Origin of the sequence: Sulfurimonas aquatica (assembly GCF_017357825.1) — a bacterium.
Lineage (GTDB): Bacteria > Campylobacterota > Campylobacteria > Campylobacterales > Sulfurimonadaceae > Sulfurimonas > Sulfurimonas aquatica.
Window position 1 is genome coordinate 390,507 of record NZ_CP046072.1, and the last position, 17,755, is coordinate 408,261.

15 protein-coding genes are annotated in these 17,755 nt (G+C 32.3%); 4 read left to right on the forward strand and 11 right to left on the reverse strand.

Annotated elements, in window-relative coordinates; translation table 11 throughout:
* The first annotated feature begins 7 nt into the window (after positions 1-7).
* The 4 genes from GJV85_RS01885 to GJV85_RS01900 all read left to right on the forward strand — a co-directional run bounded on the left by GJV85_RS01885 (position 8) and on the right by GJV85_RS01900 (position 7,142).
* Positions 8-4,183 carry a carboxypeptidase-like regulatory domain-containing protein gene (locus GJV85_RS01885; RefSeq protein WP_207562187.1) on the forward strand — a complete coding sequence of 1,392 codons (4,176 nt, stop codon included), beginning with the start codon at positions 8-10 and terminating at the stop codon, positions 4,181-4,183.
* 88 nt (positions 4,184-4,271) lie between these two features.
* On the forward strand, positions 4,272-5,876 hold the full coding sequence (locus tag GJV85_RS01890; protein WP_207562188.1) for a S8 family serine peptidase: 1,605 nt from the start codon (positions 4,272-4,274) through the stop codon (positions 5,874-5,876).
* Complete coding sequence (locus GJV85_RS01895; RefSeq protein ID WP_207562189.1) at positions 5,873-6,274, forward strand: hypothetical protein; 402 nt, start codon at positions 5,873-5,875, stop codon at positions 6,272-6,274. Before GJV85_RS01890 ends, GJV85_RS01895 begins: the two co-directional genes overlap by 4 nt.
* 67 nt (positions 6,275-6,341) lie before the next feature.
* Positions 6,342-7,142, forward strand: coding sequence for a J domain-containing protein (locus GJV85_RS01900; RefSeq protein WP_207562190.1), 801 nt, complete (start codon positions 6,342-6,344; stop codon positions 7,140-7,142).
* Here the strand turns inward: GJV85_RS01900 and GJV85_RS01905 are convergent.
* The 11 genes from GJV85_RS01905 to GJV85_RS01955 form a co-directional block, all read right to left on the reverse strand.
* On the reverse strand, positions 7,135-8,076 hold the full coding sequence (locus GJV85_RS01905; protein ID WP_207562191.1) for a DUF234 domain-containing protein: 942 nt from the start codon (positions 8,074-8,076) through the stop codon (positions 7,135-7,137). The genes GJV85_RS01900 and GJV85_RS01905 overlap by 8 nt on opposite strands.
* A gap of 5 nt (positions 8,077-8,081) precedes the next feature.
* Positions 8,082-9,179, reverse strand: a complete 1,098-nt coding sequence (locus GJV85_RS01910; RefSeq protein ID WP_242689815.1) for a sugar transferase — start codon at positions 9,177-9,179, stop codon at positions 8,082-8,084.
* A 223-nt stretch (positions 9,180-9,402) separates the two neighbouring features.
* Positions 9,403-10,203, reverse strand: a complete 801-nt coding sequence (locus tag GJV85_RS01915; RefSeq protein WP_207562193.1) for a glycosyltransferase — start codon at positions 10,201-10,203, stop codon at positions 9,403-9,405.
* A complete protein-coding gene (locus tag GJV85_RS01920; RefSeq protein ID WP_207562194.1) occupies positions 10,200-11,105 on the reverse strand; it encodes a glycosyltransferase family 2 protein in 906 nt (301 codons plus the stop codon). The genes GJV85_RS01915 and GJV85_RS01920 overlap by 4 nt, the downstream gene beginning before the upstream one ends.
* A gap of 29 nt (positions 11,106-11,134) precedes the next feature.
* The gene (locus GJV85_RS01925; protein WP_207562195.1) at positions 11,135-11,551 is read right to left on the reverse strand and encodes an HAD-IB family phosphatase; all 417 of its coding nucleotides are present in this window, start codon (positions 11,549-11,551) and stop codon (positions 11,135-11,137) included.
* A 170-nt stretch (positions 11,552-11,721) separates the two neighbouring features.
* Positions 11,722-12,453: an SDR family oxidoreductase gene (locus GJV85_RS01930; RefSeq protein ID WP_207562196.1), complete on the reverse strand. Its 732-nt coding sequence runs from the start codon at positions 12,451-12,453 to the stop codon at positions 11,722-11,724.
* Entirely contained in the window at positions 12,450-13,742 is a 1,293-nt protein-coding gene (locus tag GJV85_RS01935) for an FAD-binding oxidoreductase (RefSeq protein ID WP_242689816.1), read from the reverse strand. Before GJV85_RS01935 ends, GJV85_RS01930 begins: the two co-directional genes overlap by 4 nt.
* A 3-nt stretch (positions 13,743-13,745) precedes the next feature.
* Positions 13,746-14,135 carry a GtrA family protein gene (locus tag GJV85_RS01940; protein WP_207562197.1) on the reverse strand — a complete coding sequence of 130 codons (390 nt, stop codon included), beginning with the start codon at positions 14,133-14,135 and terminating at the stop codon, positions 13,746-13,748.
* On the reverse strand, positions 14,136-15,017 hold the full coding sequence (locus GJV85_RS01945) for a decaprenyl-phosphate phosphoribosyltransferase (protein ID WP_207562198.1): 882 nt from the start codon (positions 15,015-15,017) through the stop codon (positions 14,136-14,138). It lies immediately after the preceding gene.
* Positions 15,014-16,963, reverse strand: coding sequence for a hypothetical protein (locus GJV85_RS01950; protein WP_207562199.1), 1,950 nt, complete (start codon positions 16,961-16,963; stop codon positions 15,014-15,016). Before GJV85_RS01950 ends, GJV85_RS01945 begins: the two co-directional genes overlap by 4 nt.
* Positions 16,964-17,065: 102 nt before the next feature.
* A complete protein-coding gene (locus GJV85_RS01955; protein WP_207562200.1) occupies positions 17,066-17,743 on the reverse strand; it encodes an NAD-dependent epimerase/dehydratase family protein in 678 nt (225 codons plus the stop codon).
* Between the last annotated feature and the right edge of the window lie 12 nt (positions 17,744-17,755).

The window sequence follows — 17,755 nt, forward strand, 5'->3', positions numbered from 1 at the left end:
GTTTAAGATGAAAAATTTAAATCATAAAAAAGGAAATAAAATGGCAAAATCAATAACAGTGTCCCTCATCGCGTCTATCGCATTGATTGGTGGCATGGGTCTTTCTGGATGTACGAGTAATGAGGCTACAACTTCCACAGTTACGATAGAGCAGCATGAAGTAATGCAAAGCGTAAACTTAACTGGTAGAGTCTCTGTGGATGCAGCTCGCGCAACAGCATCTGCGACTCAAGGTGTTTATAGTGTTGTAGCTTATAATCTTAATGATAGTACTGAGTATAAAACACTTACTGACTCTACGGGTTCATATGCTCTTTCGGGCATGACAGAGGGTGAATACCAAATAGTTGCAAGCAATAGTGGTTATGCGATCGCTACTGCGGTGAGAAAGACTATGTCTCGTGGAACTGCAGCAGTGGTTAACATCACTCTTACGGCAGCAGGTTCAATAAAAGGTACTGCAGTTGGTGCGGGTCTTGTTTCCATACCTGGTACATCTTACATATCTACTGTAGCTCCTGATGGTAGTTATGAGCTTATAAATGTTCCAGTGGGAGAGTATACGTTAAATTTTGGGCTTAACGCAATTACAGAGGGCTATACAAATATAAATAAAACAGTATCCATTGTAGCAGGTGCAAACACAGTTGATCCTGTAAACGTTTATGCTTTAAATGTTCAACAATATGATAATACATGGGGAACGGTATTAGGTATGCATTATGGGGATGGCTATGAATTTTCCTTTAATAGATCTGTTTCTGTTGAGCAACTCTCAGGAGCTATTACTTTAAGTGATGGAAAAGATACTTATCCGGTTAAAATAGATGCAATGGATCTATACACAAATTATGTTAATGTACATTCAGAAGATTTACTCCCTGCGGGCGATTACACTTTAACTTTGAGTAAAGATATAGGTTTAAGTGAAGATGTAGTCGTTACGTTAACTTTAAATAACACTGCGGTAGTATGGAGTGATACATATGAACAAGAAAGATCTATGGGTATACAGTTCGCAACTGACACTAATCTAAGTGCTGAAAACATAACTGTAAGTGGTGATGACGGTTCAGCTGTGAGTGTGTTAATTCATGAAGGTGAAAATAAAAATGGCTATATCTTATCAGGTGATTATAAGTCAGGTGTGAATTATACGGTTGCATTAAGTGGTTTAGCGACTACGGAACTCTTTTATCCAACAGATTATGGAGTTAAGACATACGTCTCTTTTTATGCTGCTAAAGCGAATATTCAAGCTTATGGAATTGAACCAGGGGATACTATCTCAACTTACTTTAATTCGAATGACGTTGATTTAGGCTCAGTTTCTATTACATTGACAAATAGTGACACAGGTATAAGTAAAACATTTGATGTAAAAGACCCTTTAGTTGATGTAAGAAGCACTGCTTATTATAACTACTATTATGGTTCATATGTTTATGTAGATTTAAAACCTGTATTAAAATATGCAGAAAACTATACAATGACGGTAAACGCTACAAATGTATATGGTGAAGATATGAGTAGTACTACTACTTTTTCAACTCCTGTTCCTATCTTTACTGACATAAGTCCGGATATGCAAGACGGCTTAGATCTTGGAATGCTTGCATATGGTGATCAAATGTACAGTTCAATGTTCTCAGCCTCTTTTAACGTTAAGATGAACACGAATAAAGGAACAGCCACATTAACTGACATTACAAATAGTGATACTGTAGATACTATGGGTTCATTCTATATGTCAGATAGTGAGTATGGTGCGATGCCTGCTTCATTGAAACCATCAACATCGTATGAGTTGACATTTAGTGGTTTTGAAGCAGTTGATGGAACGGCTATACCTGATAAAACGACTACATTTAAAACACCAACAAGTTCGATAGTGTTCTCAAGTATTCAAAATGCTCAAATCGTAGACCCTGAAATGATAAATAATCAAATAACATTTAGTATCTTTGGAATGTTGGATGGTGAGCAAAAAGCAACTCTTGAGGGATTAGTGGGAATAACTCAGTACGGCGAGGCTATAGGTGTAAACGAAACTCATCCTACTCCGAAGTTTATCTGGAGGGACCTGCCGACTGGTTTTACAATGTTAACGATTGCATTTACTATAGAAGATGACTCTAACTACGAGATAAAATTGAGTGATCCTCAAGCTATACCAGAGATGATTCTTCCATACACTATGTTAAGCTTCTCTACACTCAAGCCAAAAGAGACAGTGGTAGAGAATACTTTACGTTCATTTTCAATTATAGGGAATGCATATATTTCTAATAGTATTTATGCCCCTATCGGTGCTTATTATGATGAACCTATGTATACTAATGATGCACAAAGTAATGTTAATGTAAGTATGAGAGTTCCATATTTAACGACTACAAACTCTTCAGAGTGCTCTAGTAACTCTCCTGTAATAGATACAGAAACATATGCGGGAATGGTTAGCGTTAGTGAAAGTGACGGAACAGTTGTAGATATAAATGCAACGGCTAGTGATAATGGTTCAAGTTATGAATATTATTATTACGATGCGAATGGAAACTATATAGGAACACATTATTTATGTTATACAGATGTTTATGTAAGTGGAAGTTTTGCAGAAGATTATAACACTACTTACACATTGGCTGTAGATACGACATCAGAAGACTTTACAAATGTTGTGAGTCCTCAAAACACCACTTCGTCTTACACTTATAGTGTGGCTCCATATGGTACTGTATATGTAAATGCTTACGGTAATTCAATGGATGGCGTGATACAAATGAGTATATCGTCAAATGTGGCATTGAGTGTGGAAGAGATGAAGAATAGCTTAGTTGTTAATACTGATGATAACCTATCCGTGTTAGATTTCTATGTTTCTGGTTATCCTTATGTTGATATAGATGAAAATAACATATCTACTGAGTATTCAAGAAGCTTCGGAGTGACTCTAAGCCAATCAAACTACTCTTATACGAAATATGAAGTTTCATCTCCTGCTGGAATTAGCTCGTATGATGTGAAAAATGCTACAGTAGGTGCTAAAGTCTTAACTTCACCTATTAGTGGAGTATTCCAAAGTGTGCCAGACTTAACGCCTATGACGGTTTTAGGTGCAGAGTCTGAGTCAGTGGCAAATGACATGATTGTTATTGCATTAAATAAACCTGTCTATTTAAAAGACATAGCGACGTTTGATACAAATGGCACTCCTTCAGATGTGGCGTTTGAATTAATGGATGATGCAAATGCTAGTGTAACAATCACAGATGTAAAACTCTCGGATGGATCAATGCTTGCAGATATGAATGCTTCAAGTAGTTTTGTATTTACATTGGCAGAAGCTATGGATGTGACTAAAGAGTATACTTTAACATTAAAATCAGGTTCTAAACTTACTTCTCCTGTGAGTAAATTGACTCTAAGTGGCCCGGTTGCTTTACCTGTAATGACAAAAGTTATAGAGATAGCACAACCAATGTATCTGTATCAATATTACGGGATGAAAGATCAAAATGTAGACTTGGGTGTATCGGGTTATGTCAGTTCTTATGCTGGGTCTAATTATTTTACTGCAACAAAAATCACTGCAACAAGTGGATATATGATTAATCAGGAGGATGTAACATCCCTCTTCTCGGGAACATATCAGACAGATAGTGGTTATGATGCATACTTTGAGGGAGATTATGCTATTCAAAAAAATCAAAGTTACTCAAGTATAGATGCTACTATAGCAGTTTCTGCTACTGATAGCTCAGATAAAACTGTAACAGCAATGAAAACATTTGATAAACTTTACCGATCTTATGTTCCATCAATATCAAGTGTTTATACCAATGGAACTGATGCTAATGTTCAACTTCAAATGTATAATTTTGATTCTTATTCAACTGATGTGAATGAATCAAACTTTAAGGTATATAACTATGATGCAAATACATCTTTATTTACAACTGAAGTATCTGGTGCGATAAGTAGTGTGACACACACTAGCGGAAGTAGTTCTGTATATGTCGACATTAACACAAGTGTATTAGATGCTAATAGTAGCTATGGTGTGAGAATGATGGGTGTGCCTTATTACGGTACAGAATATCCTTCTGACTTTACTCAGGATAGTTTTATATTTGGTGGTATTGTTGAGACTACAACAGCTAATCCAACAGATATACCTCTATAATTAATATAATATAACTTAGCTTCTTTTATTTAGAAGAAGCTAAGTGTATACCCTCTTTTTGTAAGCTCCTTTGTGCTACAATTTTTATATGAAATCATATATCTTTTTTTTAATCGTCATCTTTTTTTTATTTGGTTGTGGTAGTTCTAGGTCTGCACAGAGTAATGAGCCTCTAGATGATAATACAACTCAAAATGAATCTTTAGAAAATAATGCAGAGATAGACGATAACACAACTCAGATTGATGCTAATCAAACTCAAAATGATCCTCTTATGACATACCAGTGGTACCTATATAACGAAGCACAAAATGTTGGTGACGCTAAAGGTGGAAGTTATGGTGAAGATATTAACCTAAAAAGTGTTTGGGATAGCTACACAGGAAAGGGAGTGAAAATCTCCATCGTAGACACAGGTATAGACTCTAGCCATAAGGACTTACAAAATGTGGATCAAAACTTAAGCTTTCGTTATAGTGATGAAATAAATACAAGCGATTTAACTAGCTCGCAAACAAATAACTCTTTAGCAAATGCACATGGAACGGCATGTGCGGGAATAATAGGTGCACAAAAAAATAGTTATGGAATTCGTGGGGTGGCTTATGGTGCAACACTTATAGGATTGAATGTTTACTCTAATCCTACTGATGAGACTTTTTTACGAGCACTCTCTTATGAAGGAGTAGATATCTCTTCAAACAGTTGGGGAAACTCAGGCAACTCTCTTTTTGATGATACATATACAGTTTCAGGAATAGAAAGTGGACTGGAAAAAGGCCGTGAAGGAAAGGGAACTATATATGTTTTTGCGGCATCAAATCTTGCTACAAACTCAAATACATTTACACCTGCTAGTCATAGAGGTGCCATAACGGTTGCTGCTACGGATGCAGATGCAAAGCAAGCATCATACTCTAACTATGGATCAAATATACTCTTATGTGCTCCTGGTGGTGAAGATGGTTATAAAGAAGTTGCTATCGTTACAACTGATCTAACTGGAAAGAACTTTGGAATGGATGAGGGCATTATAGATAAACTAGAGGAAAATAATGGTGACTACACAGCTGTAATGAATGGCACTTCTGCAGCGACTCCTATGGTTTCGGGAGCTGTAGCTTTAATGCTTGAAGCGAATCCAACATTAACATGGAGAGATATCAAATATATTTTAGCGAGAAGCGCGAGAGTGAATGATGCATCTAATGACTCATGGCATTTAAATGGAGCAGGATATAGTGTAAGTGAAAAGTATGGCTTTGGTATGTTAGATGTGAATGCATCCGTGGAGATGGCTCTTGATTTTAAAAAGCTAGGTAATGCTTCAGAGACGACTTTGAGTCGAAACTCTATCACTCAAGCAATCCCAGATAATAATACAAAAGGCATTGTTAGCAGTGTTACTATTCTTGAAGATATACTTGTAGAGCATGTTGATGCATGGGTTGATATAACGCATGCATGTATAGGACAATTGAAGATAAAACTAACTTCTCCCTCATCAACCGTTGTAAATTTGGCATATGCAGATGGTATTAGTGGGAAGTATGAACAATGGAGATTTGGAGCAGCTCACTTTCTTGATGAAAATAGTAATGGAGAGTGGAAGCTAGAAGTTATAGATCCAAATGGAGGGTGTAATGGTGCTCTTAACGAGTTTTCATTAAAAATATATGGGAGAAAATTATGATAAACACTAATCATATTTTGATAGGAATTTTTATATCGGTATCGCTGTTTGCAGAGGATGTTACACTTAAAATAAAAAATACTATACCAATAATTTTAAAAAAAGTAGATAAAGGCCCACAAAATTCACCTACAAAAGCACAAGAGAAAATCTACTATAAAGATGACGAAATGCTTATTTTAACAAATAGTGTATTTATCTACTTTAATAGTAATGTAGATGTAGAAAAGTTCATGAAAGAAAATAAGCTAAGAGTGCTAAGAAAGTTAAATAAGTTGTATGTTGTTGAATTTTTAGAAGATATTGATTATATAAAAAAGATAAATGCATTAAATGAATTTTCTGAAGTTATCCAGGTTAAACCAAACTGGATTAGATCTTCCAGGGGACCAATGTAATAAAGTCTTTGATTTTGGAACTTAATTTGCTTTATATCATAAAACTATCCCAATAAAGGTAGGATATATGGATATTGTATTACGTAACAATCTCATTCTTATCACTACAGGATTTGAGACATTAAATACAGACTGGATGAGAGAGTTCTTAAATCATCATGCCCGCGGTATGCTCTTTTTGCCTAAGGCGGTTTTAGTGTTTAGAAATGAGACCCTAATCGAAGTTAGAGAAGAATTTTTAAGTCAGTTGAGCCAGTTTCATGCTGCTAAACATGATTTTAATCATGAGTTTTTTCTGCGTTCAATGTTGAAGTATGGAACGCAGCCTATTAAGATTGAACTTGATAAACTTGAAGAACCAGAGACTTTACAAGTACATCTGTATGCATATGATAAAAACACAGTTTTAATATCTTTGGACCAGCCAAACTCATGGGTATTAAACTATATGCGCTCACAGCTTGAAGTTTATGTGGAACGTGGAACGGACCTCTCTTTAGTTATAGATGTGTCTGACTATAAAGCAAAAGCTAGACTCGAGCGTGCTTTAAATAAACGCCATATCTTACATTATCAGATTCAGTATACATATGACAATCATTTTATGTCAAAACTCTACTCTGACTTTGCAAACTTTAGTTTTGGGGATCTTTGTAGAGATGAAGATGATGTTCATACACAGTTTTACACAGTTTTAGAATGTCCTGTAGGTGCAAGTCAAGATGCTCTTAAGAAGAGTTATAAAAAACTTACTAAAGTCTATCATCCAGACAAGATTATTCATGAAGCGCCACATATGGTTGAGCACTACACACAAAAGTTTCAACTTCTTCAAGAAGCTTACACAGCGCTAAGAGTAGTTAGTTAATAAAATTTTCTATCAGTTTCTCTTTAGAGCTGTTTTTTACAAGGGCTTCAAAGTCTTCGCTGCTAAAAAGTGCAAGTTTTGCTCCTCTCATATTTAGGAGTTCGTTTGAGAACCCGCGTTTAGAAAAGAGAACGATTTGAGTAGGTTCTATTTCCAGTTTTTCACATTTTTCATTTAACTTATGTAACTCTTTTTTATTTACTATGTGGTTTGTCCATTTACACTCACCAGCATAAATTTTCTCATCTTGAGTTATTGTAAGTATATCAATCTCTATATTTGCATCCCAGTAACTTCCTGAACTGATAATTTGAGAATCTCTTAAATTGTAATTTAAAAGTACTTCTGAGAGCTCTTCAAAAACAAGACTTGTATAACTGTTATGTTTAGCTTCAAAATTTTCAAAGAGTTTACTAAAATCTTTATTTTTTATATTTTTAATTTGAGGTGCAATGAAGTAGAACCAAAAACGCACAAAAGGGTGAGTGAAGAGGACCTTATGAGAGATTCTATGTCTTGAGTCCTTGCGTTTGAGTTTTGCTTTTGGATTCTCTTCGCGTGGGTGTTTTTCTCTTGAGTACTCCATCTGAATTAGACCACTCTCTTGAAGAGAGTTGAGCGCTCCACCACCATTACCATTATTAAGGCCAGCTCTATTAAAGGCAGAAAATATTCTTCTATCTCCAACCGCTAAGGCTTGAAGTAAACGCTTGTTTGTAGGCTCATTAAGTGTGAGCTCTTCAATTTTCTCATTTAAAATTTCAAAGTTGTCTAGAATAAGTTCTCGGATCAGAGTAGTTATTGGCTTAGAGGTGTCAATATCCCATCCTAAACCACCAAATACAGCAAAGTAGGATATAAAGATTTCCATGTCATCAGGATAATTCCTAAAATAAAAAGAGCGAAATTGTTGAAGAAGTTTAGAGTTTGTCATATGATTTATTTTACCCCTACTTTAAATAGTACAACTTTAATTGTTTTGATTAAAATGACAAAGTCTGCCCATAAAGACCAGTTTTGGATATACCATTTATCTAATTCAACTCTTTCGTTAAATGTAAGGTTATTTCTTCCACTGACTTGCCATAAACCAGTAATACCAGGTTTTACTTTTAGAATAATCTCTTCATGTGATTTACCAATTTTATCTTTTTCATTTAACATATATGGTCTTGGCCCAATCAAACTCATTTTACCCTGCAAAATGTTATAAAACTGTGGAAATTCATCTAAGGATGTTTTTCGTAGAAAGTTTCCTACTCTAGTAATTCGGGGATCGTTTTTATACTTATGGTACAAAGCATAGTAATCTACTTCTTCAGGGTGATTTTTTAGATACTCTTTTAAAAGAATATCACTGTTTTTATACATGCTTCTATACTTATAACAACTAAAAACTTTTGAGTCTTTACCTAATCGCTTTTGTTTAAATATTACTTCACCCATAGAGTCCAGTTTGATTAGGAGACTTATGAAGATATGTAAGAATAGGGCAAAAGGAAAAATTAAAATGACAATAATCTTTTCAAAAATATATTTAATAAATATATTTTTATAGTTGAGAAGTTTGTTTTCAATATGAATTGCTGATAAGCGAATATTTGAATACTCAGCTATACTTGCATGAGATAAGTCAAGATGGTCCATGTACGGTATCACATATATATCTTTGGTTTTTTTAGAGTAGCTCTGTATAAGTTGCTCCAGTTCAGCTTTATCAAAACTCCTTGAGGCTATTAGTGCCAAGTCATAATCTTTACTGTCTTCTTTATAACCAAAATACCAATTATTTTTGATCTCTTTGGATAATATTATTTTTTGCTTATCTTTCGCAACGATATTTATTTTAAGTTTAAAAAAGTCATATTTGAAAAGAATCTTTTTAATCAATCTTTTTGAAAAAGGGAGTAAAAAAGATGCAACCAAGAAAAAAACAACAATAAAAATTCGAGAAAATTCTTCAGACATTTTTGTTAAAGTCAGCATTGTAAATATAGTCAAAAAAGAGAAAAACAGAGCTTTGAAGATTTTTTTCATGTCTTCCCAAAAGTCATTTCTAATAAAGTATATTTTTTCTAATATAAGCATAAAAAGTACAATCATAATAAGCCAGTAATATTTATCTAAATTATTATAGTTAAAATTTGGTAGATACTGAAGGAGATAATTGGATCGTACAAAAAGTGCAACCTCTAATGAAGCTATGAGAGTAGTCGCATCTATGGATAGTAAAATTATAAATAGTATATACGATGCAGTGTTACTTGGAATCTTGTTCATGAATAGAATTATACTTTAATATATCACTATTTCGATACTTTAGAAAAAATTTAATTGCTGATACAATATGCCACAATAATAGTTTGAAGCTTTTAGAGGAACCTTTACGGTGTTCATGATATATCTTGTAATGAGGATTAATTACGGTTTTACCAAACTCTTTTGCTCTGATAAAGATATCAACATCTTCCATATAAAGAAAAAACCTTTCGTCAAATCCATTTATTGTTTCAAATACGGAAGAATTAAAGACAAAGAAGCATCCGTGTGCGAATGGTATTTCTGTTGTCTTGATAAATGAATTATTTTTGTATTCATCTTTGATGACTAGTTGATTAAAAAAACCTAAAAAGTTAAATTTTCTTATAAATAAAGATAGAAATGTAGGTATGTTCCTAACTATAGTTTGGTCATCTCCATTAGGATACAAAACTTTTGGTACAGATAATGATATATCTTTGTTGTCACTCATCCAGAGAATCATCTTTTTTATCTTATTTGACTCAAAGTATACGTCTGGATTTATTATGAGGTGAATATGAGATTTTTCAGTTATATTTTTAAATGCTAGATTATGTCCAGCACCAAAGCCTATATTTTGTTGTGTATGTATATATTTAACACCTTCAAAACTTAAGACAAACTCTTTTAAGTTAGCTTTATCTGAATTATCAATAATAATCAGTTCTTTTTCTAGACTAATTTGTAAAAAACTTTCGATTACATTTTTTAAAATTTCTTTTTTTTCATTGTATATTACTATGCTTGCGCTAATTTTCATATTTTAATCAATAATCCGAGATTTCTTATAAACCCATGTTTAAAGAGTTTATATTTTAGAAGTATTCTTCTTTTTTGGTAATATGTTTTTTGATTAAGAGATATAAATTCATTAAGCATTTGCCTTGTTTCATCATTAATTTCATTCTCAAACTGCTTTAAAAAGGCTTTTGCTTGATGTATATTGTGATCTAAACTTACTTTATTAAAAATTATTTTAAGTACAAAACCAATATCAAAGCCTTTCGCACCTATAGTATTATCTGCATGTTGTCTATACTTTATAGTAGTCTCATCCACATAGCATATCTTTCCAAACTTGCTAGCAACTAAACCTATCCACCAGTCATGCATGATAGCAGTATCTGGTATGGGCAAACTTTTTTGTGCTAATTCTCTGTTTATCATAACTGTACAACCAGTAATAGTGTTTTGTATTAAAAGATTATGAAATTTATTTTTTGATGGATCTATTTTTTGAAAATCCATAAAAGAGCTATTTATACTGTTGAGTTTTTCATCAACTACTTCCAAGTCAGTATGCACTAATAAAGGAATATTACTATATTGTCTTTCCATTTCTTGCATCTGAAGTAGAGTTTTTTCTAGTTTATCCTCTTCCCATACATCATCTTGATCGCAAAACATTATATAATCAGTATCGCTATCTTTAATTGCATATTCCAATAATTTCCCAAAACTTCTTTTTACACCAAGATTTTCTTTTGACTCAATTATTGTGACATCATAAGAACGAAGTATTTCTAATGTTTTGTCACGAGAACCATCATCTCTAGCTATTATCTCAAAGTTTTTATAAGTTTGAGATAATAAAGAGTCTAATTGCTGTTTTAAATATTTTTCACCAGTGTATGTAGAAAGGAGTACTTTTAATGTCTTCATAATAAATCTTTTATCTTAAATTGTAAATTTTAAAATGAAAAGAACTTATAGTTCTTTTCATTCGCTAGGTCCAACATCTCTTTATCACCTCGACTATCACGGTAAGCATAAATATATTCGTAATCGGCTAAAGTATATATTTCATTTATTCTGTTTACTTTTTCAATACCATAGCAGTTTTTAGTCAGAAGTTTTCCCATAATTGTAGTATTTCTTATCTCTAACTTTGTGGCAATTAAACCTAAATCCATTTGCTCACACCATGGTTTCAACCAACACTCTATTGATGCAGATACAACTACAATCATATGCCCTTGTTCTTTGTGCCATATAATCCTTTCTATTACTTTTGACTTTATTATAGTGTTAATATGATTTATTGAATACTCTTGTGCAACTTTTTTAAATTGTATCTCACCCATTCCTTTGAAAAAATAAGATAGCATTATCTATTTTGCTCTGGAATAAATTTTAGCTTGTATAAGCTTATGATAAGCGAAAGAAATAGCATTCAAAAAAAAATCTATAATCACCAACAGCAAATCTTATAAATTCCAACAAACAATCATCAGTTGTAATTGTGCCATCAAAATCAAAAAATGCTATTCTCATATAACTATATACTCATCTTTTTAAATATAAATTCCGGAATATGTTTAATGATGAGCATTACGTACTGCCAGATCCATTTTGTATAGAGTATGTTTTTTCCTGCTTGTTGTGCTTTGAAAATATCTTCTGCCACATCTATCGATTGTGCAGTTAATTTTTCTGGTAAGTCTAGGTTCTCAGTCATTTTAGTTGCTACGAAACCAGGCTTAACCGTTAAAACATGGACACTACTTTCGTAAAGTCTGTTTCTCAAACCGCTCAAGTAAGTACTAAATGCAGCCTTCGCACTTCCGTAGATATAGTTAGCTTTACGACCACGATCACCTGCAACGGAACTCACTCCAACGATGAAACCATTTCTTTCGTTTTCAAAGTCGTTTGCTACTATGTTTAAAAGACTTACCGCTCCCGTATAGTTCACATTTATAGTGTTTAAGGACTCATTCCAATCTTTCTCAACTAAATGCTGTTCATTCATGTATCCCGAAACTACAACAACTCCCAAGGGTCTCTCTTTTAAAGAGTTGTAAAAAGTCTCATGAGTATTAAATGCAGTGATATCAAGTTCAAGCAGTTCTACTTGATTATTTGAACGCACCTTTAAATCATTTGCAAAATCCTCTAGTTCTTTTGAATTTCTTGCCGCTAAATATAAATCGTACCCATTTTGAGCATAAACTCGAGCTACCTCTTTTGCGATGTCACTCTTTGCACCAACTATTAAAATATAACTCATAAACCCAACCTTTTACTTTGTAGTGAATTAAACTTTTCACTCATATTATTATCTTTTCTATATTTTTTAAATGTTTCTATTTTGGAGTATCCCTTTTCAAAAGTCTCTTGTGAAACCCGAACATCTTTTGTAAGGTAAATGCGTCCGCCATACTCTACGACTATCTCATCAAGTTGGTCAAGTAGTTCAAACAAACCATCTTCTATCTTGAAGTCCAAAGCGAGAGAGTACCCCTCTATAGGAAATGATAGATAGTTTTCATTACCTTTTCCATAAAGTTTTAAAACGGCAAGAAATGAGCCTTTTCCACTCTGGGATATCTTTTGGAGTATATGTTCAAGTCCATCGAAACTAGACTCTTTTGGAAGTATAAACTGGTACTGTGTAAAACCATTTTTGCCATAAATACGGTTCCAGTTCCTAATGCTATCAAGTGGATAAAAAAAGCTATCAAAATGTACTTTCTGCTTTGAAACACCTTCTGGTGATTTCCAATAGTAGAGCCAGTTAAAGGCTTTTACACTCCAGTTGTTTAGGGCAAACGAAGGAAAATTAAAAGGAATGTTGAGTTTTGATTTCGCCTTGTATTTTAAGTCTCCATCATCTGCGAAGTCTCCAACCATTAAAAGACACTTTCCAAGGTTCTCGTCTTTTGCGAGACAGTCTATCCATGCAACTGAATATGAAAGATGTTTATACTCTTCAAACGCAGCGAAAGTCTCTTGGAGGTTTTTAGTTTTTATGGTTGTCTGTCTGATAAACTGCGAGTTTATTTTTTTAAGAGCTATTTTAGCTGTTAGAATGACACCTGTAAGTCCCATTCCTCCACAAGTAGCGAGAAAAAGTTCATCACCCTTTTTAGCAGTTTTGATCTCTCCATCTGCTATCATAATAGTAAATTCTTGGACACATTCGCTAAAGCAACCCTCGATATGATGGTTCTTTCCATGAATGTCCGAAGCGATAGCACCGCCAACTGTTATGAGTTTTGTTCCAGGAGTTACTTTTAAAAACCAACTACGAGAAACATAGGAGTCAAGGATTTCGCTGAGTAAAACACCGGCTCTACAGTGAAGTATTCCAGAATTTTCATCGAAGTCTAAAAAGTAATTGTACGGTCTAGTATAAACGATATTTTCGTTTATCGCACTGTCTCCATAGCTTCGACCATTTCCAAATGCGATGAGTTCATCATTATTTTTTAAAGTCTCTTTTAGGCTGTATTCATCTGTAAGTTTATGAACTCTATTTTTTATACGAGGATACATTCCCCAGCTGATTAAACTCAAAAATTAATCCTTAAAAACAAATTTTTTATCTAAGTTGTATTTTATTATATACCCGATACCAAGACCGATAACTGCACCGAGATACTTCGCATTTTCATCCATAAAGAGATAATCAAAACCAATCTCAAATCCCCAAAATATCAAAGTCGTAAAAACTCCCATGAGTGAGTAAAGTACAAACTTTGTACCATTATCTCTTTTGCTTTTTGTCTCGTAAAAGAAGATGTACTTTTTATCTAAGATGTATTTGGCAATTAAACCTGCCATTGTTCCCATAAACATAGCAACATAAAGTGCAGCGATGTTTGAATATACTAAAAAGCTTAAATATTGGAATAGAAGGTTAAAAAGTGTAGAGATTATTGCGAAGATAGTGTATTTAATAGCGAGCATTTAATATAGTATCCATGAGAAAGAAACAATCCATGCAAGTATAGACATCTGCATAAAACGGTCTTTAATTACTATTTTAGTTGGCGAACCACCATCAAGATAGACAAAAGAAATCTGTAAATATCTCATAATCCCTAAAATCACAAACAGTGCTGTCAAGTAAAGATATTGACTATGAAACTTTTCTACAACTTCCGCGGAAGTAGTATAGATAGTATAAGCTACAATAACAACAGCTGCCATAATAGCCATAGCAGTATCTAAAAACTGTAAATTATAACCATCTATTACCTTTCTCATCTTCTTACCAGTATCTAGAAAAATAAGAACATCATCTCTCCGTTTAGCAAGTGCCATAAAAAGAGCTAATAAGAAAGTCATGATTACAATCCACATAGAGAGTACTATTCCAGTAACAGCTGAACCGATAAAAAGTCGAAGTACAAATCCAGTAGCAATAATTGTAACATCAAGAATAGCAATATGTTTGAGATATAAACTATAAGCGATATTCATTAGAACATAAGCGATAAGTATAGCCATTGCTTGCACTGAGAGTGAGTACATTAGGGCTATACCAACTACAAATAAGATACACATAATAACAATTGCTTGATGTTTTGAGATGGCACCAGAAGCTAAAGGACGACTCTTTTTCTTTGGATGTTTTTTATCTTCTTCTATGTCGTGATAATCGTTAAGAGTGTAAACAGCACTTGCTGTGAGTGAAAAAGCTGTGAAGGCGATTGCTGCATTTAGTAATAAGTCTGTATCTGTAATCTTTAATGCAAAGAAAAGTGGTAAAAAGATAAATAAGTTTTTTATGTATTGTTGTATTCTAAATAATTTTATGTATTCTTTAAAAGTTTGTACATATATCATTGCTTCTCCTCAGATGCTATAAAAGTCATTTGATATAGTATAAAATTTGCTTTTTTATCTATTGGGTCAAGTCTAATATTATGTATATATTTTTGATTGTTACTATTTAATCTAACATAATAATCTATTGGCTGATTTATACTATCTACATTAAGTTTCAGACTATTCTGAAATTCAAAGCCATCACCATAATCAAAAATAATTTCAAATGTACCCATTTCGCTACTTGCTATTTTCAATTCTAAAAAGTTTTTGTTAGCCATTTTAAAATTAATATCTTTGATGTAAAGAAATGGATCTAAGCCAACAGAATTCATTTCAAAACTATTATTTGTATAACTAAGCAGTCCTGCATCTTCATTACTCTGGATATTTTTCTCATTAAATGTTAGTGTTTTAGAGATCGTTGTTCGAGATAATGAAGAGATTTTTTTATAAACGACATAATTATGTCCAAAAACTCTAGGTAAAATAAAGATGGGCTCATAGTTAGTATTAAAATATTTATTTTGTAATACATCGGTTACAGGTTGATAAAATACTGTATCAACAATTACTACATAGTCTATGTCATGATTTTGCAAGAGTTGTACAGAATATTTTTTATATCCACCATTTTTCACTACTTCAGGAGTAACTAGACCCAATAAGTCCCAAACCTTTCCAGGTATCATATAGCCTAAATAACCAACTTCAAAAGCATAAATAGACACTTTGTCTTTCTTGTCCTCCTTCATATCTTTTAAAATAATCTCTGACATCTGTCGTCTTTCTTCATTTTTATATGTATTGAGACCTAGAAAATCATTTTTTAAATGTAAATATGTTTTATTAACTTCTCCTGTAAAAAAACCTAAGGCTACAACAACTAACAAAATATTTATTAGAGATAAAGAATATGTTCTAAAAGAACTCGATGTACAAACTTTACGATGAATAAATTCTATCATACTAGATAATACAATTACAAATAAGGATATAAATATTGGCAGTACTGGTGCATAATACCATGGAGAATGTGGCATATGCTTTAAAATAAACATGCCAATATATAAAAAGGACCAAACAAAAATAAGGTTGCTTTTATCTTTAAGGATGTTAACAAAAGATTGTACTATCCCTATAACAACAATAGAAGAAAAAATAATCATTAAAAATGGATACTTTGCTACTGTTAATAACTGAAAATAGAAACTTATATGAAATACTCCAGATACTTCATCACCAAAAAAATTTTTTGCTTGAAAACTATTTGGTAATATCCCACCAAAATAAAGATATAGAAAAAGTAACCAAAAAACAAAAAATATAAGTGGGTATTTTGCACTTAGAAGTATATTTTTCAATCCTTGTAGTAAACTAATATTGCCTAAAGTTATAAAATAGTGAATAAGAATAATAGTTGGGACCAAGATTCCATCTAACCTTGTCATAATAAGTAATACTGATATCCATGATAGCAAAACTAATTTTTCTTTGCTATATAAATAAAATGATAGTATTATCAAAAGAGTATATAAAGATGTTTCCATTCCGTAAGATAAAAATACATGCATAGTTGATACAGTAAGAAACAAAAGTGCAAGCAATGCTTTAGTTATATCATATTTATTTTTTAAAATTTTATATATAAAATAATTCGATAAAGACCAAAAAATAGAACCAAGGAGCATGCTCGTTGCTGGTATATCGAATCCTACTTTATGAAAAAAAGCTAATAACACAGTGTATAAAAATGTTGTAGACCCATATATTGGATTACTATCATATGCTGACCACGATATAATCCCATGTTCAGATAAATTTTTTGCAAATTGATATGTAATCAAGGCATCATCTAAACCACCAATATGCAATGTTCCAAGTAAAATAATTGATATGTTTAAAAGAAAAAACGACACTAATATTATTTTTTCATACCTCTTTATTTTGTTACTAATTTCCATTTCTAATCCTTATACTACGTTTCTTAGTTGTTACATCACGTATAACTTACTCATTCTTAATTTATTCTTATAACTCTTTATTTGGATTAACTTCAATCAAAATCATTTATTATCATCCTTTACATATTTCATTAAAAGTTTAATCAAATAATTGCTATCAAATTCTACCCCTACTGCACTTAAGTATTTGTCAACTATACAAGTATTAATCTTATAGTATCCACCCTTATCAATAGTATTGTAGATTGCTTTTATATTTAAAATATTTTCTATATTTTTTACTATTTCAAGTATTTCATATGTATGCATTGAAGCAATATTTAAGATAGTATTTTTTTCTAAATTTTTACTAATTATATAGTCTACAATTTTATAAACATCATCAACATCTATTAAATTACGTCCACTTTTTTTCCATATATCAAATGTTTTACCAGTTTTTATTTGTGTAGCTATAAAATTAATCAAGGTTGGACTAGTTGTTTTACCAACAACTTGAGGCAATCTAAAAATATAATAGTTTTGCCCACTATTTTGAACTAGTCTTTCCATATTAAGTTTATGTACAACATAAGGAGTATTTTTACTTTCCGGATCATCAACACTACATGTACCAAAATAAACAACCGTTTTTCCTTTGTTGTCATTTAGTACTGTTTGCAGGATATTTGATTCTCTTTTAAAATTATCTTCATCTTTTTCTTGAGAGTTAGATACTCCTTGAGCAAATATTAGAATATTTTCTTGATCTTTATAACTTGCAAATGCTTTTGCAAGCATCCCATTACCCTT